The sequence below is a fragment of the Streptomyces swartbergensis genome (assembly GCF_002148965.1).
GTDB lineage: Bacteria > Actinomycetota > Actinomycetes > Streptomycetales > Streptomycetaceae > Streptomyces > Streptomyces swartbergensis.
Window position 1 is genome coordinate 1 of record NZ_NGFN01000196.1, and the last position, 16,088, is coordinate 16,088.

Below are 16,088 nucleotides of genomic sequence, written 5' to 3' on the forward strand. Positions count from 1 at the left end.
GGGGGACGGCTGAGGGGTGAGTGCCGCATTCGTGCTGGGGGCCGAATCTGGCTGGGGTGTGCGAACGGCGTCCGGGAAGATCCGCCCCAGGTGGTAGTCCAGCACCGTCCGTACGTCCGCGAGTGAGCGGCGGCCGTGCAGGACGTCCAGGCCCAGCCCGACCGCTCCCGACACCAGCAGGTCCGCCTCGTACACCCGGTCGATGCCCGGCGCGGTGCTCCCTGCCGCCTCGCCCACCCCGATGATGTCCGCCACGAGCCGTTCCAGCGGCTGCTCGGCGGCCAGGAAGACCTCCGCGAGCACGGGATCGGTGAGGCTCCGCGCGTAGTACGCCGTGAACACGCGCAGGGCGAAGGCGCGTTGCTCGTCCAACGGCAGGAACTCGTCCAGCACCGCCCGCAGCAGCGCGCCCGGCTCCGTCATGTCGTACGGGATACGTCCCTGCGCCAGCCGTTCGTTCTCCTCGTGCAGCAGCCGCAGCGCGTCGACCATCAGGGCGTGCTTGGAGTCGAAGTGGTACTGCACGACCCGCAGCGACACCCGCGCCTCCGCCGCGATCCTGCGCATGCTCGCCGCGTCCAGCCCCTGCTCGGCCGCGATACGCCACACCGCCTCGGCGATCCGGCGCCGCTGCCGTGCCCGGACATCCGTCGGCCGGGGCGTGGGCGGGCTGCCCGGGGCGGGCGGCGGCTGCCGCCGCCGGCGGTACGCCCGGGCCTGGCAGCTCCGGGAGCAGTAGACGGGCGGGCGGCCTCGGCCAGAACGGGCCGTGGGCGTGCCGCACACCGGGCACGCCCGCTTCTTTTCGTCACGCACACCTTCACGATAGCGCGCCGAAAAAGTGTGACGTAAGGCGGAATTGAAGGCCTCAACAAGGCCAATGCGCATCTGCCGATTGATACGTTCGTAACGTCAACGGAGCAGCTCTCCCCGCGGAAAGGAAGGCATGAAGTACGACGTGAAGTACGACGTTCTGCAGGTCCTCGGCATGGTGATCATGGTTGTGTGCGCCCAGGCACTCATCCGGCTCCTCATCGACAACGGCGACCGGGGGTTACTGGACGGGCTCCCCGGCGGCTTCCTCCCCGCGCTGCTGGCCTACACGGTCCTCACCGCCGCCGGTGTCCTCCTGACCGGCTGGGCCCACTCGCGAGCGAAGGCGCTCCGGCGCCGCTGAGGAGTTCGGGATGTCCGCCGACCGGGCGGATCCGCACCGCCGTTCGGGGGCGTTCCCGGCGGTGTCGGCTAGTGATCGGCTCCTTCCGGCAATGTCACAACCCCATGCGACCCTGCACGCCCGCTCACCTCTGCCTGGCGGCGGCAGCCGCCGTCCTGCTCACTGGGGCCCATCCGGCGTACGCGGACGACCCGGCGCCCGCCTGTGCCGCGCCCGACGACCACACCTTCCCGCTCACCACCCGCATCCACGGCGGGCCCGACGCCTACACGGCCGGGGGCGGGTTCGGGACCTGGTATCTCGATCTGACCAACACGACCGACCGGCCGTGCACCGGTATCCACCCCGTCGTCGTGCTCGTCGACGACAAGCGGGCGCTGGAGCCGTCGCAGCCCCGGCTGGAGTTCTTCGAGGGGGCCCGGGCGCACCCCGTGCGGTTCGAGAAGACCGAGGAGGACGAGCTCGTCGGGGCGTTCGCCGACGAGGAGGACCGCTTCGCCGGGTTCACGGTCGGACCGGGGAAGACCGTCACCGTGAAGGTACGGCTCGCGGTCACCTCGGACGCCGTGCCGAACGACGTCACCGCCAACGCCGCCGTGGTGCAGCGGCACGACGACGACGGCGACTGGGTCGGGCAGTCGAACGACTACCGGTTCGGGATCGACGGCGAGGGGCCGATCGACGGTGACGGGCCGATCGACGGCGACGGGCCGATCGACGGGGGCGAGCCGGAGGCCGACGGCGGTACCGACTCCCAGCCCGACTCCCAGCCCGACTCCGACGCGTCCGTCCCGCCCCGCGAGGACCGCTTCCCGTTCGCCGAGGAACTCGCCCGCACGGGATCCCGCGCCCAGGTCGCCGCGGTCGCCGCGGCGGTACTGCTCGCCGGGGGCGGGGCGCTGCTCCTCGCGCGGCGGCGCCGCTGAGCCGCTGAGCCGCGAGGAGCTGTCCCGCCTGTCGGGACGCCGTATACAGGCCGTTCCGCAAGATCTCGCCACTGTTTAGGCTGGGGCGCACGCTGGCCCGCGTACGGCAGGAGATCCCGCACATGGCAGACCGCAAGCCCATCGAGTCGTGGCTCACCGACATGGACGGTGTACTCATCCACGAGGGCGTACCGATCCCCGGCGCCGACGCCTTCATCAAGAAGCTCCGCGAGTCCGGGAAGCCCTTCCTGGTCCTCACCAACAACTCGATGTACACCCCGCGCGACCTGCACGCCCGGCTGCGCCGCATGGGCCTGGAGGTGCCGATCGAGAGCATCTGGACCTCGGCCCTGGCCACCGCCCAGTTCCTGGACGACCAGCGGCCGGGCGGCTCGGCGTACGTGATCGGCGAGGCCGGCCTGACCACCGCGCTGCACGACATCGGCTACATCCTGACCGACCACGAGCCGGACTACGTCGTCCTCGGCGAGACCCGCACGTACTCCTTCGAGGCCATGACGAAGGCGGTACGGCTCATCCTCGGCGGCGCCCGTTTCATCTGCACCAACCCCGACGAGACAGGCCCGTCCACCGAGGGCCCGCTGCCCGCGACCGGTGCCGTGGCCGCGCTGATCACCCAGGCGACCGGCAAGAAGCCGTACTTCGCGGGCAAGCCGAACCCGCTGATGATGCGGACCGGGCTGAACGCCATCGGGGCGCACTCCGAGAGCAGCGCGATGATCGGCGACCGCATGGACACGGACGTGCTGGCGGGCATGGAGGCCGGGATGCAGACGTTCCTGGTGCTCACCGGCCTGACCCGGCCCGACCAGGTCGAGGGCTTCCCGTACCGGCCGTCGCAGGTCGTGGACTCGATCGCGGACCTCGTCGACCGGGTCTGAGCCCGGGAGGCAGCGGACCCCAGGGTCCAGGCAGTGGAGGACCGGAGCTCAAACCCGTCGCCACCCGTATGGAGCAGCCCCCGCGTCCCTGCGGATGCGGTGGCCGACCGTGCGGGGGAGGCTCCAGGCGTCTGGAGGTTCACGATGGGTTCTCTGAGAGTCACTGTCTGTACGAGCGTCCTGGTCGCGGCCGCCCTCACTCCGGCGGCGTACGCGGCGGACGCAGGGGGCGTCTCGGTGACCCCGGCGACCCCCGCGCCCGGCAGTGACGTCACGCTCCGCGTGACCGACTGCGCGGAGAGGACGGCCGTCGCCCGCTCGGCGGCCTTCGTCGCGGACGCGCGGCTCACCGTCACCGACGGTGAACTCGTCGGCGAGAGCCGCGTCCGCTCCACGCTCGGCGCGGGGACGTACGCCGTGAAGGTCACCTGCGGGGAGGCCGAACGGACCGGCGCGTTCACCGTCCGGGAGGGTGAGAGGCGGCGGTCCGCGTCCGGGACGGCGAGCGAGCATTCGTCCGTGTCCGGGACCGGTGGACAGCCGCCCGCGCCCCGGACCGGCGGCCGGCCACCCGCGCCCGTGTCCGGTACCGGCGGCCGGCCACCCGCGCCCGTGTCCGGTACCGGCGGGCAGCCACCCGCACCCGGGACGGCCGGACAGCCGCCCGCACCCGGTACCGTCGGGCAGCCACCCGCACCCGGCACAATCGGGCAGCCGCCCGCACCCGTGACCGTCGGGCAGCCGCCCATGCCCGAGGGCGGTGGGCAGCCGTCCGCGTCCGGCGACGACGGGCAGCGGCCCGCGCCCGGGGGCGATGAGCAGCGGTCCGCCCCCCGGGGGCCGGGCGCGTACCCCTCACCCGTCGCTCCCGTCCAGGCGGGCGGTGGTGGCGCGGCGGACCTCGTCGCCGCCGAGGACCGCGGGGCCGGTCCCGGTACGGCGCAGGGGGTGACCGGCCTGATTCTCGCGGGAGTGGCCGCGGTGGTCGTCGCACTGGGCGGTGTCCGCCGCAGCCGCGGAACGGACTGACCATGTCCGACCACGACCAGGATCGAATCAAGGGACACGCCTCGGGCACCGGCCGTCTGCTGGCCGGCGTCGCCTGGGTGGCGCTGCTGCTCGGACTGTGGCTGTGGGGCCGCGAGGTGACCGACGTGCGGCACGGCATATCCGCGCCCACCACGGGCGACATGGCGGCGGCCGGACGGCCCCCGGACGTGAAACTGCCGCCCGCGCATCGCCCGTTGGGCGACGCGCTGCCGCAGCGCGTCGACATCCCCGGGCTCGGGGTGCAGGCGCCCGTGGTGGCGCGGGGCCTGGACGCGCGCGGCGCGCTCGATCCGCCGCCGTACGACCAGCCGGGCGTGGTCGGCTGGTACGCGGGCGGCGTGGCACCCGGGGCGCCGGGGACCGCGCTGATGGTCGGTCACGTCGACACCGACACCCGGCCGGCCGTCTTCTACAAGGTCAGTGCCATGCGGCCGGGCCAGACGATCCGGGTGATCCGGGCCGACGCCAAGGTCGCGGAGTTCACCGTCGAGTCCGTCCAGGTCCTCACCCGCGACCACTTCGACGCCCACCAGGCCTACGGGCCCCGCGAGTCGGGGCGGGCCGAACTGCGGCTGGTCACCTGCGGCGGCAGCTTCGACCGTACGACCCGCAGCTACACGGCGAACGTGGTGGTGTCGGCGTACCTGACGGGAACGGGCCTTTGACAGCCCGGTGTGCCCACCTGGCCCGGTCGACGACCCGCTCCCCCTGAGGCCGCCGACCGGGCTGGTCCTCGACCGCGCGCGCACGGGCTGCGGGAGTAACCCGGCGAGCTGCGCGGGAGGCCGCGGGAGCCACGGTGCGTGAAACTCTGGCCGGAGGCCGGGCCCTGCTGAGAAGACTCTAGAACCAAAGGGCCACCCGGGCCTAGAGGTTGAATGACGCCAAGTCCCGATACGGTGGCTCTGCGTCATCCGTGCAGGTGGCTTCCGACTCGTGGGGGTCGCGGGACGTATGTCAGGATTGAGACTTGGAACGGTGCACCCAAGGGGGAGTTGGATGTACGGCAGCAGGGGGGCAAGGGCGTCCGCCGCGAGGCGGATGTCCGCGGTGGTGCTGGGGGCGGCACTGCTGATCACGGGGTGTTCTTCGGGCGATGGGGGAGACAAACCGGAAAAGGATGCCGAATCGGGCGCCGGGATCACGCAGCAGCCCAAGGAGACCGCCCCGTTCTGGGTCAATCCGGACGGCACCGCGGCCCAGCAGGTCGCCGCCCTGGAGAAAGCCGGCAAGAAGCAGGACGCCGAGCAGATCCGCAAGATCGCCGAGCAACCGGTCGCCGAGTGGATCGGCCCGGACAACCCGCGGGAGCAGACGCAGGGCTTCACCGAGGCCGCCGACAAGGCCGGCCGTACGGCACTGCTCGTCCTCTACAACATCCCGCACCGCGACTGCGGCCAGTACTCGCAGGGCGGCGCCGCCGACGGCAACGCCTACCGCGAGTGGCTCGACGGCGTGGCGGCGGGCATCGGCGACCGCTCCGCCACGGTCATCCTCGAACCGGACGCGCTGCTGCACCTGGTGGACGGCTGCACCCCGGAGCAGTTCCACGAGGAGCGCTACGACCTCCTCAAGGGCGCCGTCACCAAGCTGAAGTCCCTGAAGAACACGCAGGTGTACCTGGACGCGGGCAACGCCGGCTGGCAGAACCCCGACCAGATCTTCGAGCCGCTGAAGTGGGCCCGTATCGAACAGGCCGACGGCTTCTCGGTCAACGTCTCCAACTTCTACTCCACCGAAGACTCCATCGCCTACGGCAAGCAGCTCTCCGCCAAGGTCGGAGGCAAGCACTTCGTCATCGACACCAGCCGCAACGGCAAGGGCCCCTACACCCAGGGCAACCCCGACGAACGCTGGTGCAACCCGCCGGGCCGTGCGCTGGGCGAGACGCCGACGACGAAGACGGCGGACCCGTTGGTCGACGCGTACCTGTGGGTCAAGCGGCCGGGGGAGTCGGACGGCGAGTGCAAGGGCGGGCCGAAGGCGGGGCAGTGGTGGGCGGACTACGCGCTGAAGCTCGCGAAGGCCAGCTCCTAGAAGCCCGGGCAGACGTCGCCGACCTGGTCGGGGTCGACGGCCAGTTTTCCTCTCCTTATCGCTCAGCTCCCGTTGCGCGAGGGCGCGCAGCCGGTCCATCCAGCGATCGGGATCGAAGGAACGGGCCCCGGAGGGCTTAGCGCACGTTTTGACGTCGTTGTTCCTCAACCCCCGAGTACATGGACGAGGACGCCCCGACCGAGGGCATCGGCCTCTGGCCGGGGCAGCACCGAATCACCGACCACGTCCAAGAGGACGACCACATGACGACCGCCGAACACGTTCGGTGGCACCCGCCGTCATCGTCCAGATGGTCGCCGACGAGGACGACGGAGCACGCCGGATCATCCGCAAGTGGGTCGTCGACCGGGAGGTCGTCACCGAGCCCGGCGACCCGCTATAGGGCGTCCTCCCCTGGGGCGCCGTATCACTTGATGTGACGTGCATACAGTGAACGCGCACTGGTCGGCACAGCGCGCCGCCGACTCGCCGGGCTTCGGCAGCGATTCGCCCGGCGCGAGGACGATCGCGTGCTCGCCCGGGTGGGAGCAGATTCCGCACATGTGCATCACCTCCTTTCACCCCCTTGACCGGGGCTCGGGAAGGCGAGGACAGGACCGGTGCAGGGATTCAGTTCGTGGGGCCGCGTGCGGTCTCGCGCGCGACAGCCTCGGCTTGGGCCACGAGGTGGGTCACGGTGCAGCCGTACGCCGAGCACACCTTGGCCAGGACGGTCATCGTCGGTTCGGTCACCCCTCGCGCAGATAACAGGGCCGCTTCACGCGCCCCGAGCCGTCCGGAACCGCAGCTCACGGTGACCGATGGCACGGATAACGGGCCATTATCTACGGCGGCCGTCACGGAGAGTGCAGGCTCCGGTTCTCGCTCGGCCCGGTGAGCCCGAAGCATGAGCCGGTCAGAGATCAGCACCCGGACGCGGGTCTCGATCGCCTCGCGGAGGGCGTACGGCCTCGACACCCTGCCCGGCGGGGTCGTCGAGCTGCCAGTCGAGGTACCGCTTGCCGGGAAAGACCGGGCAGGTGTCGCCGCACCCCATCCTGATCACCACGTCGGATGCCTGGACGGCCTCCACCGTGAGGATCTTCGGGTTCTCGGCGGAGATGTCGATGCCGACCTCGTTCATCGCTTCGACCACGGCCGGGTTGACGGTGTCCGCGGGAGCCGAGCCGGCGGAGCGGACCTCGACGCGCCCGCGAGGTGGGTGAGGAAGGCGGCGGCCATCTGGGAGCGGCCGACGTTGTGGACGCAGACGAACAGCACGGACGGACGCGGCGGGACTGGGGCGCTTTCAGCGGGCAGGCCCCTCCACTGGAAGCGCATTCCATAGAAGTTGCTTCCATGGAATGCATATGCTTTCCTAGAGATGCGGCAGGGCGGGATTCGCCCGCTTTGTCGGACTGTGCGACCGCACGAAGGGACATCACCATGACCGAGGCGAACATCGACGTTGCCCGCTCGTACTTCCAGGCCATCCAGACCGGCGACTTTGACACGGTGGGCAAGCTCCTCGACGAGGAGGTCGTCTGGCATCAGCCGGGCGCCAACCGGTTCTCCGGCGTCCGCAAGGGGCGCGATGACGTGTTCCAGATGCTCGGCGGGATGATGGAGGCCAGTCAGGGCTCGTTCGCCATCGACAAGGTCCACGCCCTGATGGGGAACGGCGAGCTGGTGGCCGCCACCATCCACTTCGCCGGCCGTCACGACAAGGCGTCGATGGCGATGGACGGCGTCGACCTGCTGCGCATCAAGGACGGCAAGATCGCCGAAGTATGGCTGTTCTCCGGCGACCCGGCCGCCGAGGATGCCTTCTGGGGCAAGTAGGCCGGATCATGGCTGACCTGAAGCTGCTGTTCGACAGCGTCATCCGCCTGGAGACCGAGCTGTGGAATGGCGTTGATGCGACCCTGCGCGCCGCGTGCGATCTTCCGATGACGTGGCTCGACATTTTGCGGCTGCTCGACCGGACAGGCGGATGCCGGGTGCAGGACATGGCCAGGGAATTCGCCATCACCGTCGGCGGCGCCAGCAAGGTGGCCGACCGGGTGGAGGCCGCCGGCTACTGTGCGCGCCGCGCCAACCCCGACGACCGGCGCTCCTCTATCGTCGAACTGACCCCCGCCGGGCGCAGGAAACTGGAAGAGGCGCTGGAGGTCTTCGAGGAGGAGCTGGGCCTCCGCTTCGCCCCAGTGCTCGATGGCCAAGAGGCGGCAGACCTCATCGCGACCCTCGATCGACTCCGGTCCGCCGGCCGCGCCGCGGACGCGAGCCGCGGGGACGGACCGAAGTCCGTCCCCGCGATGCGGGAGTCGAAGCAGCGCGCCCGGCCGATGCCGTAGGCAGCAGCTCAACCGGCGGCGAAGAGCACCGCTGGGTGCGCCTGCCAGAGCTGAAGATGTGCCCACAGGGAAGGCGCTGTCGCTCGATTCAGCGATGGCGCCACACCTGTCGTGTCCGATAGCGTCAGCCGCACCGGCGCTGAGCTGCACTGAGTTGCCTAACTCCGCCTTGTGCCACGCCACTTGCCCCAGAGAACTCCTGTCCGTCCGGCAGCCTGACCTTGATCGGGGGCAGCGCAGGTGGGGTAACAGTGGCTGTCGACGCAAATGAGGAGGGGCGGCTGCCCGCCGGGGTTTACTGGCCAGCCGTCCGCCGACCGCAGCTCTCGCCGTTGTGCTCGCAGCAGAGGCCAGCGGGGAGGGGAGGGGCGGCAGGCCGGGGTCCGGARAGCCGTCTGCCCGGACGGAATTGGGCTGCCCGCCGTACTGACGCCGTCACGCACGCGCGAGCGTGAGCAGACCGCACCGCCCGCCGTGGTTGCGAGGGAGCAGCAGATGCCGCGATGTGGCCGGGCCGTGCGGCACCCCGTGCGCCAGCTCGGACGCGGACCAGCGCTCCCGCTCGACCTGCCGCATCGCGGGCGCGGCGCTCGGCTGCGGAGCCGGCGCGGCGGGCGCTGCCGCGTCGTGGGCGCTCCGCTCAGCGCGCCACCACCGTGGTGACCGGTCCGGCGAACCCGCCGCGCCGGCGCTTCCTGATTTCCGCCCTCATCTGAGGGCCCGTTTTTATGATTTCCGCAGGTCAGGAGGGTAACAGTCGCAGCGGACTGTTACCCGGTTCTGCCGCCGCGGTAAGCAGCACGAGGCGGCGTCAGCCGTGAAGGCCCAGGTCGTCCAGGGTGGCGCCGTCTGCCCAGCGCTGCAGCTGGTGGCCGTCGAGGAGGTGGACGCCGCCCTGGCGGGACGCCCAGAGCACGTCCGCGCGGCTGAAAGCACCGAGGTGGACGATGACCCGGATCAGGCGGTCGACGCCCGGCCGCCCGGCCTCACGCAGGGGAGCGGGCCCGCCCGCCACCTCGTCCTCGTCCGCCGTCGCCACCGGGCGGAACCCCACGTCGAGTTCGCGGCCCCGGCGGTCCCGGGCGTACAGGCGCGGCCGCCCTCCCGCGAGGTCAGGTCGACCACCTGCCAGCCGTCACGCTTCAGCATTCGCGCGGCCGCCACCGCCAGGCCGGGGTCATCGAGCCGGGCCAGCTCCGCCGCGGTGTAGCGGCCCGCCGCGCCGGCGAGCGACCGACCGGTGCAGGCGCAGTCCTGCAGCACCGGCGGCCGCCAGGAGGACGACGCCAAGTACCAGGCCGCCTACACCGAACGCGCGGTAGAGCCAGGCGAGCGACAAGCAGGGGGCGAGCACGGCCAGGCCGAGCCCGACAAAGCCGGGCAGGACGTCACGGAGTCCGGGCCCGTAGCGGCCCTGTGCCCGCAGTTCGGAGACCGACCGCTGACGCTGTGAGCGCCGGGAGCCGGGTACGGGAGGACGCCGCAGCCACAGGGGCACCGTCGGGCGCCTCCACTTCACCACCAGGGCCAACTCCCGACATGGGCGCAGGTCAGCACCCGCGTGGGCGCGATGAGCACCCCCAGGCCGCCGATATGCCCGTCCGCGCCCATGACCTGGACGGTCGCGGCGGCCAGGACCTCCTCGGCCACCGGGTCGGACGTGGTCGACTCGGTCATCTCCCGTTTCCCCCGCCACCGTTGGCCACACGCGTTACCGATGTCGTACCGAGAGCACACCGAAGCGCGTGCGCGGGGCGAGAACGTTCCCGTCACCTGGACATGCGAAAGGGGCGCACTCCCTGAGGGAGAGCGCCCCGAACTGCCGCTATCTACGGCACCTTGACCCACTGAGCCTTGCTCGGCGTGCCCCGGTCGTCCGTCACGAACAGCATGTACCAGCCGGCCTGGACCAGGTTCCGGTTCTTCGGCACGGTCACCGTCAGCTTGTCGCCGGACGCCTTGAAGTCCAGCGCGATCGAGCGCTGGTCGACGTCCGTGACGTGCGTGGCGGCGCTCGGGCGGATCAGCCGGACCTTCTGGATCTTCGTCGCGTCCGATGAGGTGAACGTCCCCGTCCCGCCGCGCTCGATGGTCTGCGGCCCGCCGGACAGCGAGGGCTGGTCCCCGCTGCCGTAGAGGTAGGGCGGCGTGTAGATCTCGATGCGCTGCTCGAACTCGCCCGGCTTGGTGTTGGCCTTGTCGCCGTAGAGCGAGTCCGAGCCGAAGAACATCACGCGGCCGTCGGGCAGCAGGATCGACCCGGAGTGGTAGTTGCGGCCCACCAGCGGGTCGGCGACCCGCCTGAGCTCGTTCTTCTCCGTGTCGTAGAGCCGCGCCTCGAAGATGTTGGAGTCGCTGCGGCCCCGGTAGTCCTCCGAGCCGCCGGAGATCAGCACGCTGTCGTCGGGCAGGAGCGAGGCGTTCGGGTAGCGCGTGCCCTTGTCCAGGGACGGGCCGTCCACGAAGCGCGGGTCGTCGTCCTTCAGGTCGACGATCCGGGTCTTCTCGCTGGACTCCTTGGACTCGCCGACGCCGCCGCCGCCGATCACCATGTACTTCTCGTCCTGCGCGGGCGGCAGCAGCACCGTGCCGGACGTCTCCATCAGCTTGGGGTCGCTCAGCCCGGGGATCTTCGTGAACTTGTTGGTGTCCACGTCCCACACGCCCGGGTCACGGCCCACGTTGTCCGGTCCGTAGCCCGCGTTGGAACCCGAGTAGAAGATCTTGCCGTTCTGCATGAGGAACAGCGCCGGGTAGGTCGGGAACTGCCGGACCTTGTCGGTGTAGGTCCACTTCTTCGTCTTCGGGTCGAAGACCTCGTTCTTGCCCGGGACGAGCTGGCCGATGTCGTCCAGGCCGGAGACGCTGAGGATCTTCCCGTCGCTCAGGGTGGTGAGCGTCGGGTACCAGCGGGCCTCCTTCATCGGGTCGACCTTGATGTACTTCTCGGCTACGGGATCGAACTCGAAGGCGTCCCGGATCCCCTGGAAGTCCTTCTTGTCGAGGGCGAGCTTCTGCGCGATGCCGTAGGTGTTCTTGGCGTCGGCGCCCTTCAGGCCGTGCACGCGGTAGTTGTCCTGCGTGCCCGTCTCGTATTTCTGGCCCCGCTTCTGCGCCTCGACGTAGATACGGCCGAGGCCGGGGTCGTTGCGCAGGAACTTGCCGGTCGCCTTGTCGAAGACCTTCTTCGCGCGCGGCACGAGCACCGGGTCCTTCGAGACGAAGGTCTTGCCGTTCTCCTTGCCCGTGAACCTGGTGCCCGCGGGCAGCGTGATCGGCTTGTCCGGGTTCTCGTTGTGGACGATCATCAGGCCGCCGGCCTTGGTGACGTCACCCTTGAGCTTCTCGTACCGCTTGGTGCCGCCCGCGATCAGCAGGTTGCCGTTGGCGAGCTGGGTGTGGCCCGTGCAGAACAGGTCGCTGGGCGTCGGGACCTTCTTGATGGTGCCCTTGACCGGGTCCCAGATGCGGGTGTCGAACTTCTTCGCGTCGAAGTTGTCCTGGTTGTTGCCCGACCCCGCGACGAGCAGCACCTTGCCGGTGCGCAGCAGCGCCGCGTGGATCGTGTTCTGCCGGTACTCCTCGGGGAAATCGATGATCTCCCACTTGCCGTTCGCGGCCTTGTACTCCGGCTTGTTGATTGTGTACTGGTGGTATTTCTCGGTGCTGAAGCGGTAGAGCCACGGCCCGTTCATCCCGGCCAGCGCGAGTACCACCGCCGTGCCGATCGCGAGTCGACGGGCCCGGCGGCGGCCTGCACGGTCGTTCATTCCTTACGTCCCCCAAGTCCACCAAGGGCGATCTGCATGGTCTGGTCGGTCCCCCCGACCTCCCCGTTTCCGCCCGGGGCGGCGGCCCAACTGGGCTTGTGCTGCGGGGCGTGGGCCGCGGGCTGCTGCGGGATGGGCAGCGGCTGCGTCCGGTTCGGCCCCGCAGGGTCCTGCGGCTGCTCCACGGCGGGTGCGGCGGGCTTCTTCGCGTCCTGCCGCAGCTGCCAGCGCCAGGCGAAGACCGGCGAGGCGGTGATCAGCAGGGCGAACGTCGCCCAGATGATCATCGCGGGGTGCGAGTGGCCGAAGACGAAGCCGGCCGCGATCGACGCGCCGAAGATGGCGACGAAGTACCAGTGGTAGCGGAACGTCCCGAACCACCGGTCCGGGCTCGCCGAGTCGCCCTTGGGCGTGACCACGAACTTGCTCTTGCGCCGCAGCACGGAGTCGATCAGCGCCTTCGCGTACAGCGGCGCCGACAGCGCGGACATCACCATGCCGGCCACACCGCCGGAGCCCTCCGGCTCGTGTGGCGAGACGTTGTGCCGGCGGTTCCAGACGTACAGGCCGATCTGCAGGGCGGAGGCGTTGCCGTAGAGCATCAGCCAGACCGCCGGGTCGATGTTCACACCCGAGGCGCCCAGGCCCAGGAACAGGCAGCAGCTCAGCGCCGCCAGGATCCAGTTCAGGGCCGACATCGGGTAGAAGATGATCATCATCGTGTAGTTGAAGAGCTTGCTCGGCGGCAGCGAGTACCAGCCCTTCCAGTACTGCTTGAGGATCGTCTCGTACGTCCCTCGCGACCAGCGCATCTGCTGGGTGAAGAAGTCCGTCCAGGCACTGGGGCCCTCACCGACCGCGAGCACGTCCGGGGTGTAGACCGAGCGCCACTTGTTGCCCGTCGCCGGGTTCTTGTGGCGGTGCATCTCGAAGCCGGTCGCCATGTCCTCGGTGATCGAGTCGTACAGACCGCCGATCTGCTTCAGCGCCTTGATGCGCACGGCGTTGGACGTGCCGACGAACATGGGGGAGCCGTAGCGGTTGCCCGCGCGCTGGATCAGCGCGTGGAAGAGGAACTGCTGCGACTCGGCGGCCTTGGTGATGGGGTTGTCGTAGTTGCCGTAGACCTGCGGGCCGATGACGAAGCCGACGTCCGGGTCGCGGAAGAAGCCGAGCATCCGCTCCAGGTAGTTGGGCAGCGGCACGTGGTCGGTGTCGACCGAGGCGAAGAAGTCGTAGTCGTCGCCGTGCGCCTCCAGCCAGGCGTTGTAGTTGCCGTGCTTGGTCTTGGCGCGGTGCGGGCCCTTGGCCTGGTTCCACTTCGCGACGCCCTTGCGGGAGAAGTGGTGCACGCCGAGGCGCTCGCAGACCGCCTTCACCTCGGGGTCGTCGCCCTCGTCGAGCAGCCAGACGTGCATGAGCCCCCGGTGGCGGATCTTCACCGCGGCCTCCAGCGTCTTCGTCACCATCTCCAGCGGCTCCTTGCCGGGCACGAAGGAGGTGAGGAAGGCCACTCTGGTGCCGGTCTCGGGCACCACCGGGATCGGGTCGCGGGCGACCAGCGTGGCGTGCGCGTTCGACACCACGTTCATGCAGCGGAAGAACTCGATCAGGCCGATCGAGACCAGCATCACCACGTCCAGCGCGGGCAGCCAGTCGAACGCCGGGTAGTCGCGCTCGGTCCAGTGCTCGGGCTGGAGCAGCCACACCAGCAGCACGACGGACAGCACCGGGGCCGCGGCCAGCATCAGCGCGACTCTTATGCGGTGCGGTTCCTGCGAGATCAGTGACCGGTACTGCACCTTGTACGGCTTGGTCGGATCAGGCTGGGTGAGGGGACCCGCGAGCCGGCTGTAGTGCTCGTAGTCGTATCTCGGCAGCGTCTTCTTGATCCGCCGGAACGTCCCCGTGGTGCTCATCCGATGCGCCGGAACCCTGAGCTGGGTGGTCTGAGACGGGTCGTGGTCCTGCTGCCGGGCGCCCGTCGGCCTCGACGTCATGAGTCATCCCCCCACACGCGGACACCGCGTGTTTCGTCGCTTCCTTCCGTCTGCGGCAGGTCCCCCTCGACCTTCACAGACGTATCAGTGGTGGGTCGCTGTCACCACGTCACCCACACCTTATAGACACGGCAACGCGACCTTCCGGTTGCATGATGCCCCCCACGGCATCGCTTCATGAGCGGTGGCCCCTACCCCCGCCCGGCCCGCAACCGGTTCTTTTGCCCCCCAACTGCCGCGTACGCGCAGCATCCTGAAAAACCAGAAAACCAGGGTTCTACGGTGTTCATCATGATCGCAAGATGCGAAACGCGGTGTTTACCGGTCATACGCGTTCATTGTGGCGGGTGTGGGGACCCTGTGGAGCCGTTGTGGACAGGCGGGCGCGGATGTTCCCGAAGTGCTCTCTTATGGCCTCCTCCGCCCGCATCGAGTCGCCGGACCGGACCGCGTCGAGGATCTCCCGATGCTGCCGGCAGGTCACCTTCGGGTCCTGCGGCTCGCCCCCGAGGTCCGTGCGGACCCGGTGGAAGGCGTCCCAGAACGCCTCCAGGACCTCGCTCAGCAGCACGTTGTCCAGCCCCCGGTAGAGGGTGGCGTGGAAGGCCCGGTCGGTCTCGGCGAGACCGGCCCCGCGCGCGGCCTGTTCCTCCATACGGTCGACGAGCCCGTCCAGTTCAACGAGGTCCGCTTCCGGTATCCGCCCCGCGAGCCGGGAGACCAGCCCGGTCTCCACCGCCTCCCGCAGTTCCAGCAACTGGAGCAGGGAGTCCTCACCCCGGTAGTGCCCGGCGACCGTGCGGAAGGCGAGGCCCTCGATCATCGGCGCCAGGGACATCGGGCCGACATAGGTGCCGAAGCCGTGCCGGATCTCCACGATGCCCATCGCCTGGAGCGCCTTCAGTGCTTCCCGCACCGAGTTCCGGCTCGCGCCGAGGTACTCCATCAGCTCGGGCTCGGTCGGCAGCGGGGCCCCGGAGGCCAGCCGGCGGTCGATGATGAGCTTCTTGATCCGCTCTTGGAGGTCGCGCGCTGCCATGGCGAGAGGGTATCCGGCCAATCGTGCGGGGGGCCGGGTTCCGGCCAGAGAGGGGAGGGACCCCCGGAGACACCGGAAGGCCCCCCGCTTCCGCGAGGGGCCTTCCGGTCGGTGCGATTGCGCCGCGCCGGGCTTCTGGTCCCGGGGCGCCGTGACGCCGAGTAAAGGGGGTGTGGGTGGCGGAGCCCCCGCAACGCGCGGCGGAGCCGCGCAGGAACGACGATGGCGGCTTGGTTCGCGTTGTCTGCGAACACAAGCCGCCACCGGCATCGTGCGCCGCCAGGGACTCGAACCCCGGACCCGCTGATTAAGAGTCAGCTGCTCTAACCAACTGAGCTAGCGGCGCGCGCTGACGGCGTAACTCTACAGGACGCCGGGCAGTGCTCCCGACCACCGGCTCCGGCCCCGAGAGGGCGCCCGAGCGGTACCGCGTACATCATTCGGACCGTCAGCATGCGCGCGCGGAAGACAGTTGAGAAACTGACGGCGCGCGCCCGGACGGGCACAGGCGCGGCCTTTTCCGCCGGAAGTGTGAGGGGAATCGCATGGAGTCTCCGGTATTCGAGGAATTCGACCCCGCGAGCGACTGCGACTGTCCCGGATGCGTCCACTGGCGCCGCGTCCTGCCGCATTCCTGGGCCGGCCGCGCCACCGCCCACCCGGCCGCACACCGTGCCCTCGCCCTGGCCGCCGTGGCCTCGGCGGCGCTCGGCGCGGGCCACGCCGTGCCGGCCGCGGCCGCCCCGCACGCGCCTCACCGACCCGGCGTTTCCACAGGTGAAGAGCCCGACACCCCCCAGGGCGGCAAGGCCCCGCTGCACGGCCCCGGC

General features: G+C 70.1%; 17 protein-coding genes, 1 tRNA gene and 2 pseudogenes. 10 read left to right on the plus strand and 10 right to left on the minus strand.

Annotation, left to right across the window (positions count from 1 at the left end; translation table 11 throughout):
* Window positions 1-816: TetR/AcrR family transcriptional regulator (locus tag CA983_RS26955; RefSeq protein WP_244207121.1), on the minus strand; the 816-nt coding region annotated here is incomplete at its 3' end.
* A 130-nt stretch (window positions 817-946) separates the two neighbouring features.
* Here CA983_RS26955 and CA983_RS26960 point away from each other — a divergent pair.
* From CA983_RS26960 to CA983_RS26985, 6 genes are all read left to right on the plus strand, one after another.
* Window positions 947-1,177, plus strand: coding sequence for a hypothetical protein (locus CA983_RS26960; protein ID WP_244207122.1), 231 nt, complete (start codon window positions 947-949; stop codon window positions 1,175-1,177).
* Between the two features lie 104 nt (window positions 1,178-1,281).
* Window positions 1,282-2,103 (plus strand): LPXTG cell wall anchor domain-containing protein, encoded by an 822-nt coding sequence (locus CA983_RS26965; RefSeq protein WP_086603437.1) that lies wholly within the window; start codon window positions 1,282-1,284, stop codon window positions 2,101-2,103.
* Window positions 2,104-2,225: 122 nt separating this feature from the next.
* Window positions 2,226-3,005, plus strand: a complete 780-nt coding sequence (locus CA983_RS26970; protein ID WP_086603438.1) for an HAD-IIA family hydrolase — start codon at window positions 2,226-2,228, stop codon at window positions 3,003-3,005.
* 144 nt (window positions 3,006-3,149) lie between these two features.
* On the plus strand, window positions 3,150-4,034 hold the full coding sequence (locus tag CA983_RS49660) for a hypothetical protein (protein ID WP_086603439.1): 885 nt from the start codon (window positions 3,150-3,152) through the stop codon (window positions 4,032-4,034).
* A 2-nt stretch (window positions 4,035-4,036) separates the two neighbouring features.
* Window positions 4,037-4,720: a class F sortase gene (locus CA983_RS26980; RefSeq protein ID WP_086603440.1), complete on the plus strand. Its 684-nt coding sequence runs from the start codon at window positions 4,037-4,039 to the stop codon at window positions 4,718-4,720.
* Window positions 4,721-5,054: 334 nt separating this feature from the next.
* Window positions 5,055-6,092: a glycoside hydrolase family 6 protein gene (locus CA983_RS26985; protein WP_086603441.1), complete on the plus strand. Its 1,038-nt coding sequence runs from the start codon at window positions 5,055-5,057 to the stop codon at window positions 6,090-6,092.
* A gap of 630 nt (window positions 6,093-6,722) precedes the next feature.
* Here the strand turns inward: CA983_RS26985 and CA983_RS48970 are convergent.
* Window positions 6,723-6,845 carry a hypothetical protein gene (locus CA983_RS48970; protein ID WP_279628471.1) on the minus strand — a complete coding sequence of 41 codons (123 nt, stop codon included), beginning with the start codon at window positions 6,843-6,845 and terminating at the stop codon, window positions 6,723-6,725.
* Between the two features lie 162 nt (window positions 6,846-7,007).
* A pseudogene (locus CA983_RS26990) lies at window positions 7,008-7,433 on the minus strand (arsenate reductase ArsC); the annotation flags it as partial.
* Window positions 7,434-7,538: 105 nt separating this feature from the next.
* Between CA983_RS26990 and CA983_RS26995 the strand changes: the two are divergent.
* Together CA983_RS26995 and CA983_RS27000 are read left to right on the plus strand one after the other, a co-directional pair.
* On the plus strand, window positions 7,539-7,934 hold the full coding sequence (locus CA983_RS26995) for a nuclear transport factor 2 family protein (protein ID WP_086603442.1): 396 nt from the start codon (window positions 7,539-7,541) through the stop codon (window positions 7,932-7,934).
* Between the two features lie 8 nt (window positions 7,935-7,942).
* Window positions 7,943-8,449, plus strand: coding sequence for a MarR family winged helix-turn-helix transcriptional regulator (locus CA983_RS27000; RefSeq protein WP_244207123.1), 507 nt, complete (start codon window positions 7,943-7,945; stop codon window positions 8,447-8,449).
* 435 nt (window positions 8,450-8,884) lie between these two features.
* On the opposite strand, the gene CA983_RS46315 is transcribed toward CA983_RS27000, so the two are convergent.
* Window positions 8,885-9,025, minus strand: coding sequence for a hypothetical protein (locus CA983_RS46315; RefSeq protein WP_158101893.1), 141 nt, complete (start codon window positions 9,023-9,025; stop codon window positions 8,885-8,887).
* 235 nt (window positions 9,026-9,260) lie between these two features.
* Entirely contained in the window at window positions 9,261-9,503 is a 243-nt protein-coding gene (locus CA983_RS48205) for a hypothetical protein (RefSeq protein ID WP_244207124.1), read from the minus strand.
* Window positions 9,504-9,689: 186 nt separating this feature from the next.
* Between CA983_RS48205 and CA983_RS48210 the strand changes: the two genes are divergently transcribed.
* The gene (locus CA983_RS48210) at window positions 9,690-9,902 is read left to right on the plus strand and encodes a hypothetical protein (protein ID WP_244207125.1); all 213 of its coding nucleotides are present in this window, start codon (window positions 9,690-9,692) and stop codon (window positions 9,900-9,902) included.
* Between the two features lie 62 nt (window positions 9,903-9,964).
* Here the strand turns inward: CA983_RS48210 and CA983_RS46320 are convergent, their stop codons facing one another.
* The 5 genes from CA983_RS46320 to CA983_RS27025 all read right to left on the minus strand — a co-directional run bounded on the left by CA983_RS46320 (window position 9,965) and on the right by CA983_RS27025 (window position 15,604).
* Window positions 9,965-10,126: a hypothetical protein gene (locus CA983_RS46320; protein WP_158101894.1), complete on the minus strand. Its 162-nt coding sequence runs from the start codon at window positions 10,124-10,126 to the stop codon at window positions 9,965-9,967.
* 152 nt (window positions 10,127-10,278) lie between these two features.
* Entirely contained in the window at window positions 10,279-12,219 is a 1,941-nt protein-coding gene (gene glxA / locus CA983_RS27010) for a radical copper oxidase GlxA (protein ID WP_086603443.1), read from the minus strand.
* A complete protein-coding gene (locus CA983_RS27015) occupies window positions 12,216-14,219 on the minus strand; it encodes a glycosyltransferase family 2 protein (protein WP_086603444.1) in 2,004 nt (667 codons plus the stop codon). Before CA983_RS27015 ends, glxA begins: the two co-directional genes overlap by 4 nt.
* A gap of 325 nt (window positions 14,220-14,544) precedes the next feature.
* Window positions 14,545-15,258 (minus strand): FadR/GntR family transcriptional regulator, encoded by a 714-nt coding sequence (locus CA983_RS27020; protein WP_086603445.1) that lies wholly within the window; start codon window positions 15,256-15,258, stop codon window positions 14,545-14,547.
* A 272-nt stretch (window positions 15,259-15,530) separates the two neighbouring features.
* Window positions 15,531-15,604 (minus strand) — tRNA-Lys (locus tag CA983_RS27025).
* A gap of 199 nt (window positions 15,605-15,803) precedes the next feature.
* On the opposite strand from CA983_RS27025, the pseudogene CA983_RS27030 reads away from it, so the two are divergent.
* Window positions 15,804-16,088: pseudogene (locus CA983_RS27030) on the plus strand (peptidoglycan-binding protein); the annotation flags it as partial.

Coding starts and splice junctions, on each gene's coding strand:
- CA983_RS46320 (WP_158101894.1), bottom strand. CDS start 10,126: ATGACCGAGTCGACCACGTCCGACCCGGTGGCCGAGGAGGTCCTGGCC.
- glxA (WP_086603443.1), bottom strand. CDS start 12,219: ATGAACGACCGTGCAGGCCGCCGCCGGGCCCGTCGACTCGCGATCGGC.
- CA983_RS26985 (WP_086603441.1), top strand. CDS start 5,055: ATGTACGGCAGCAGGGGGGCAAGGGCGTCCGCCGCGAGGCGGATGTCC.
- CA983_RS26970 (WP_086603438.1), top strand. CDS start 2,226: ATGGCAGACCGCAAGCCCATCGAGTCGTGGCTCACCGACATGGACGGT.
- CA983_RS26965 (WP_086603437.1), top strand. CDS start 1,282: ATGCGACCCTGCACGCCCGCTCACCTCTGCCTGGCGGCGGCAGCCGCC.
- CA983_RS27020 (WP_086603445.1), bottom strand. CDS start 15,258: ATGGCAGCGCGCGACCTCCAAGAGCGGATCAAGAAGCTCATCATCGAC.
- CA983_RS26980 (WP_086603440.1), top strand. CDS start 4,037: ATGTCCGACCACGACCAGGATCGAATCAAGGGACACGCCTCGGGCACC.
- CA983_RS27015 (WP_086603444.1), bottom strand. CDS start 14,219: ATGACGTCGAGGCCGACGGGCGCCCGGCAGCAGGACCACGACCCGTCT.
- CA983_RS27000 (WP_244207123.1), top strand. CDS start 7,943: ATGGCTGACCTGAAGCTGCTGTTCGACAGCGTCATCCGCCTGGAGACC.
- CA983_RS49660 (WP_086603439.1), top strand. CDS start 3,150: ATGGGTTCTCTGAGAGTCACTGTCTGTACGAGCGTCCTGGTCGCGGCC.
- CA983_RS46315 (WP_158101893.1), bottom strand. CDS start 9,025: ATGCGGCAGGTCGAGCGGGAGCGCTGGTCCGCGTCCGAGCTGGCGCAC.
- CA983_RS26995 (WP_086603442.1), top strand. CDS start 7,539: ATGACCGAGGCGAACATCGACGTTGCCCGCTCGTACTTCCAGGCCATC.
- CA983_RS26960 (WP_244207122.1), top strand. CDS start 947: ATGAAGTACGACGTGAAGTACGACGTTCTGCAGGTCCTCGGCATGGTG.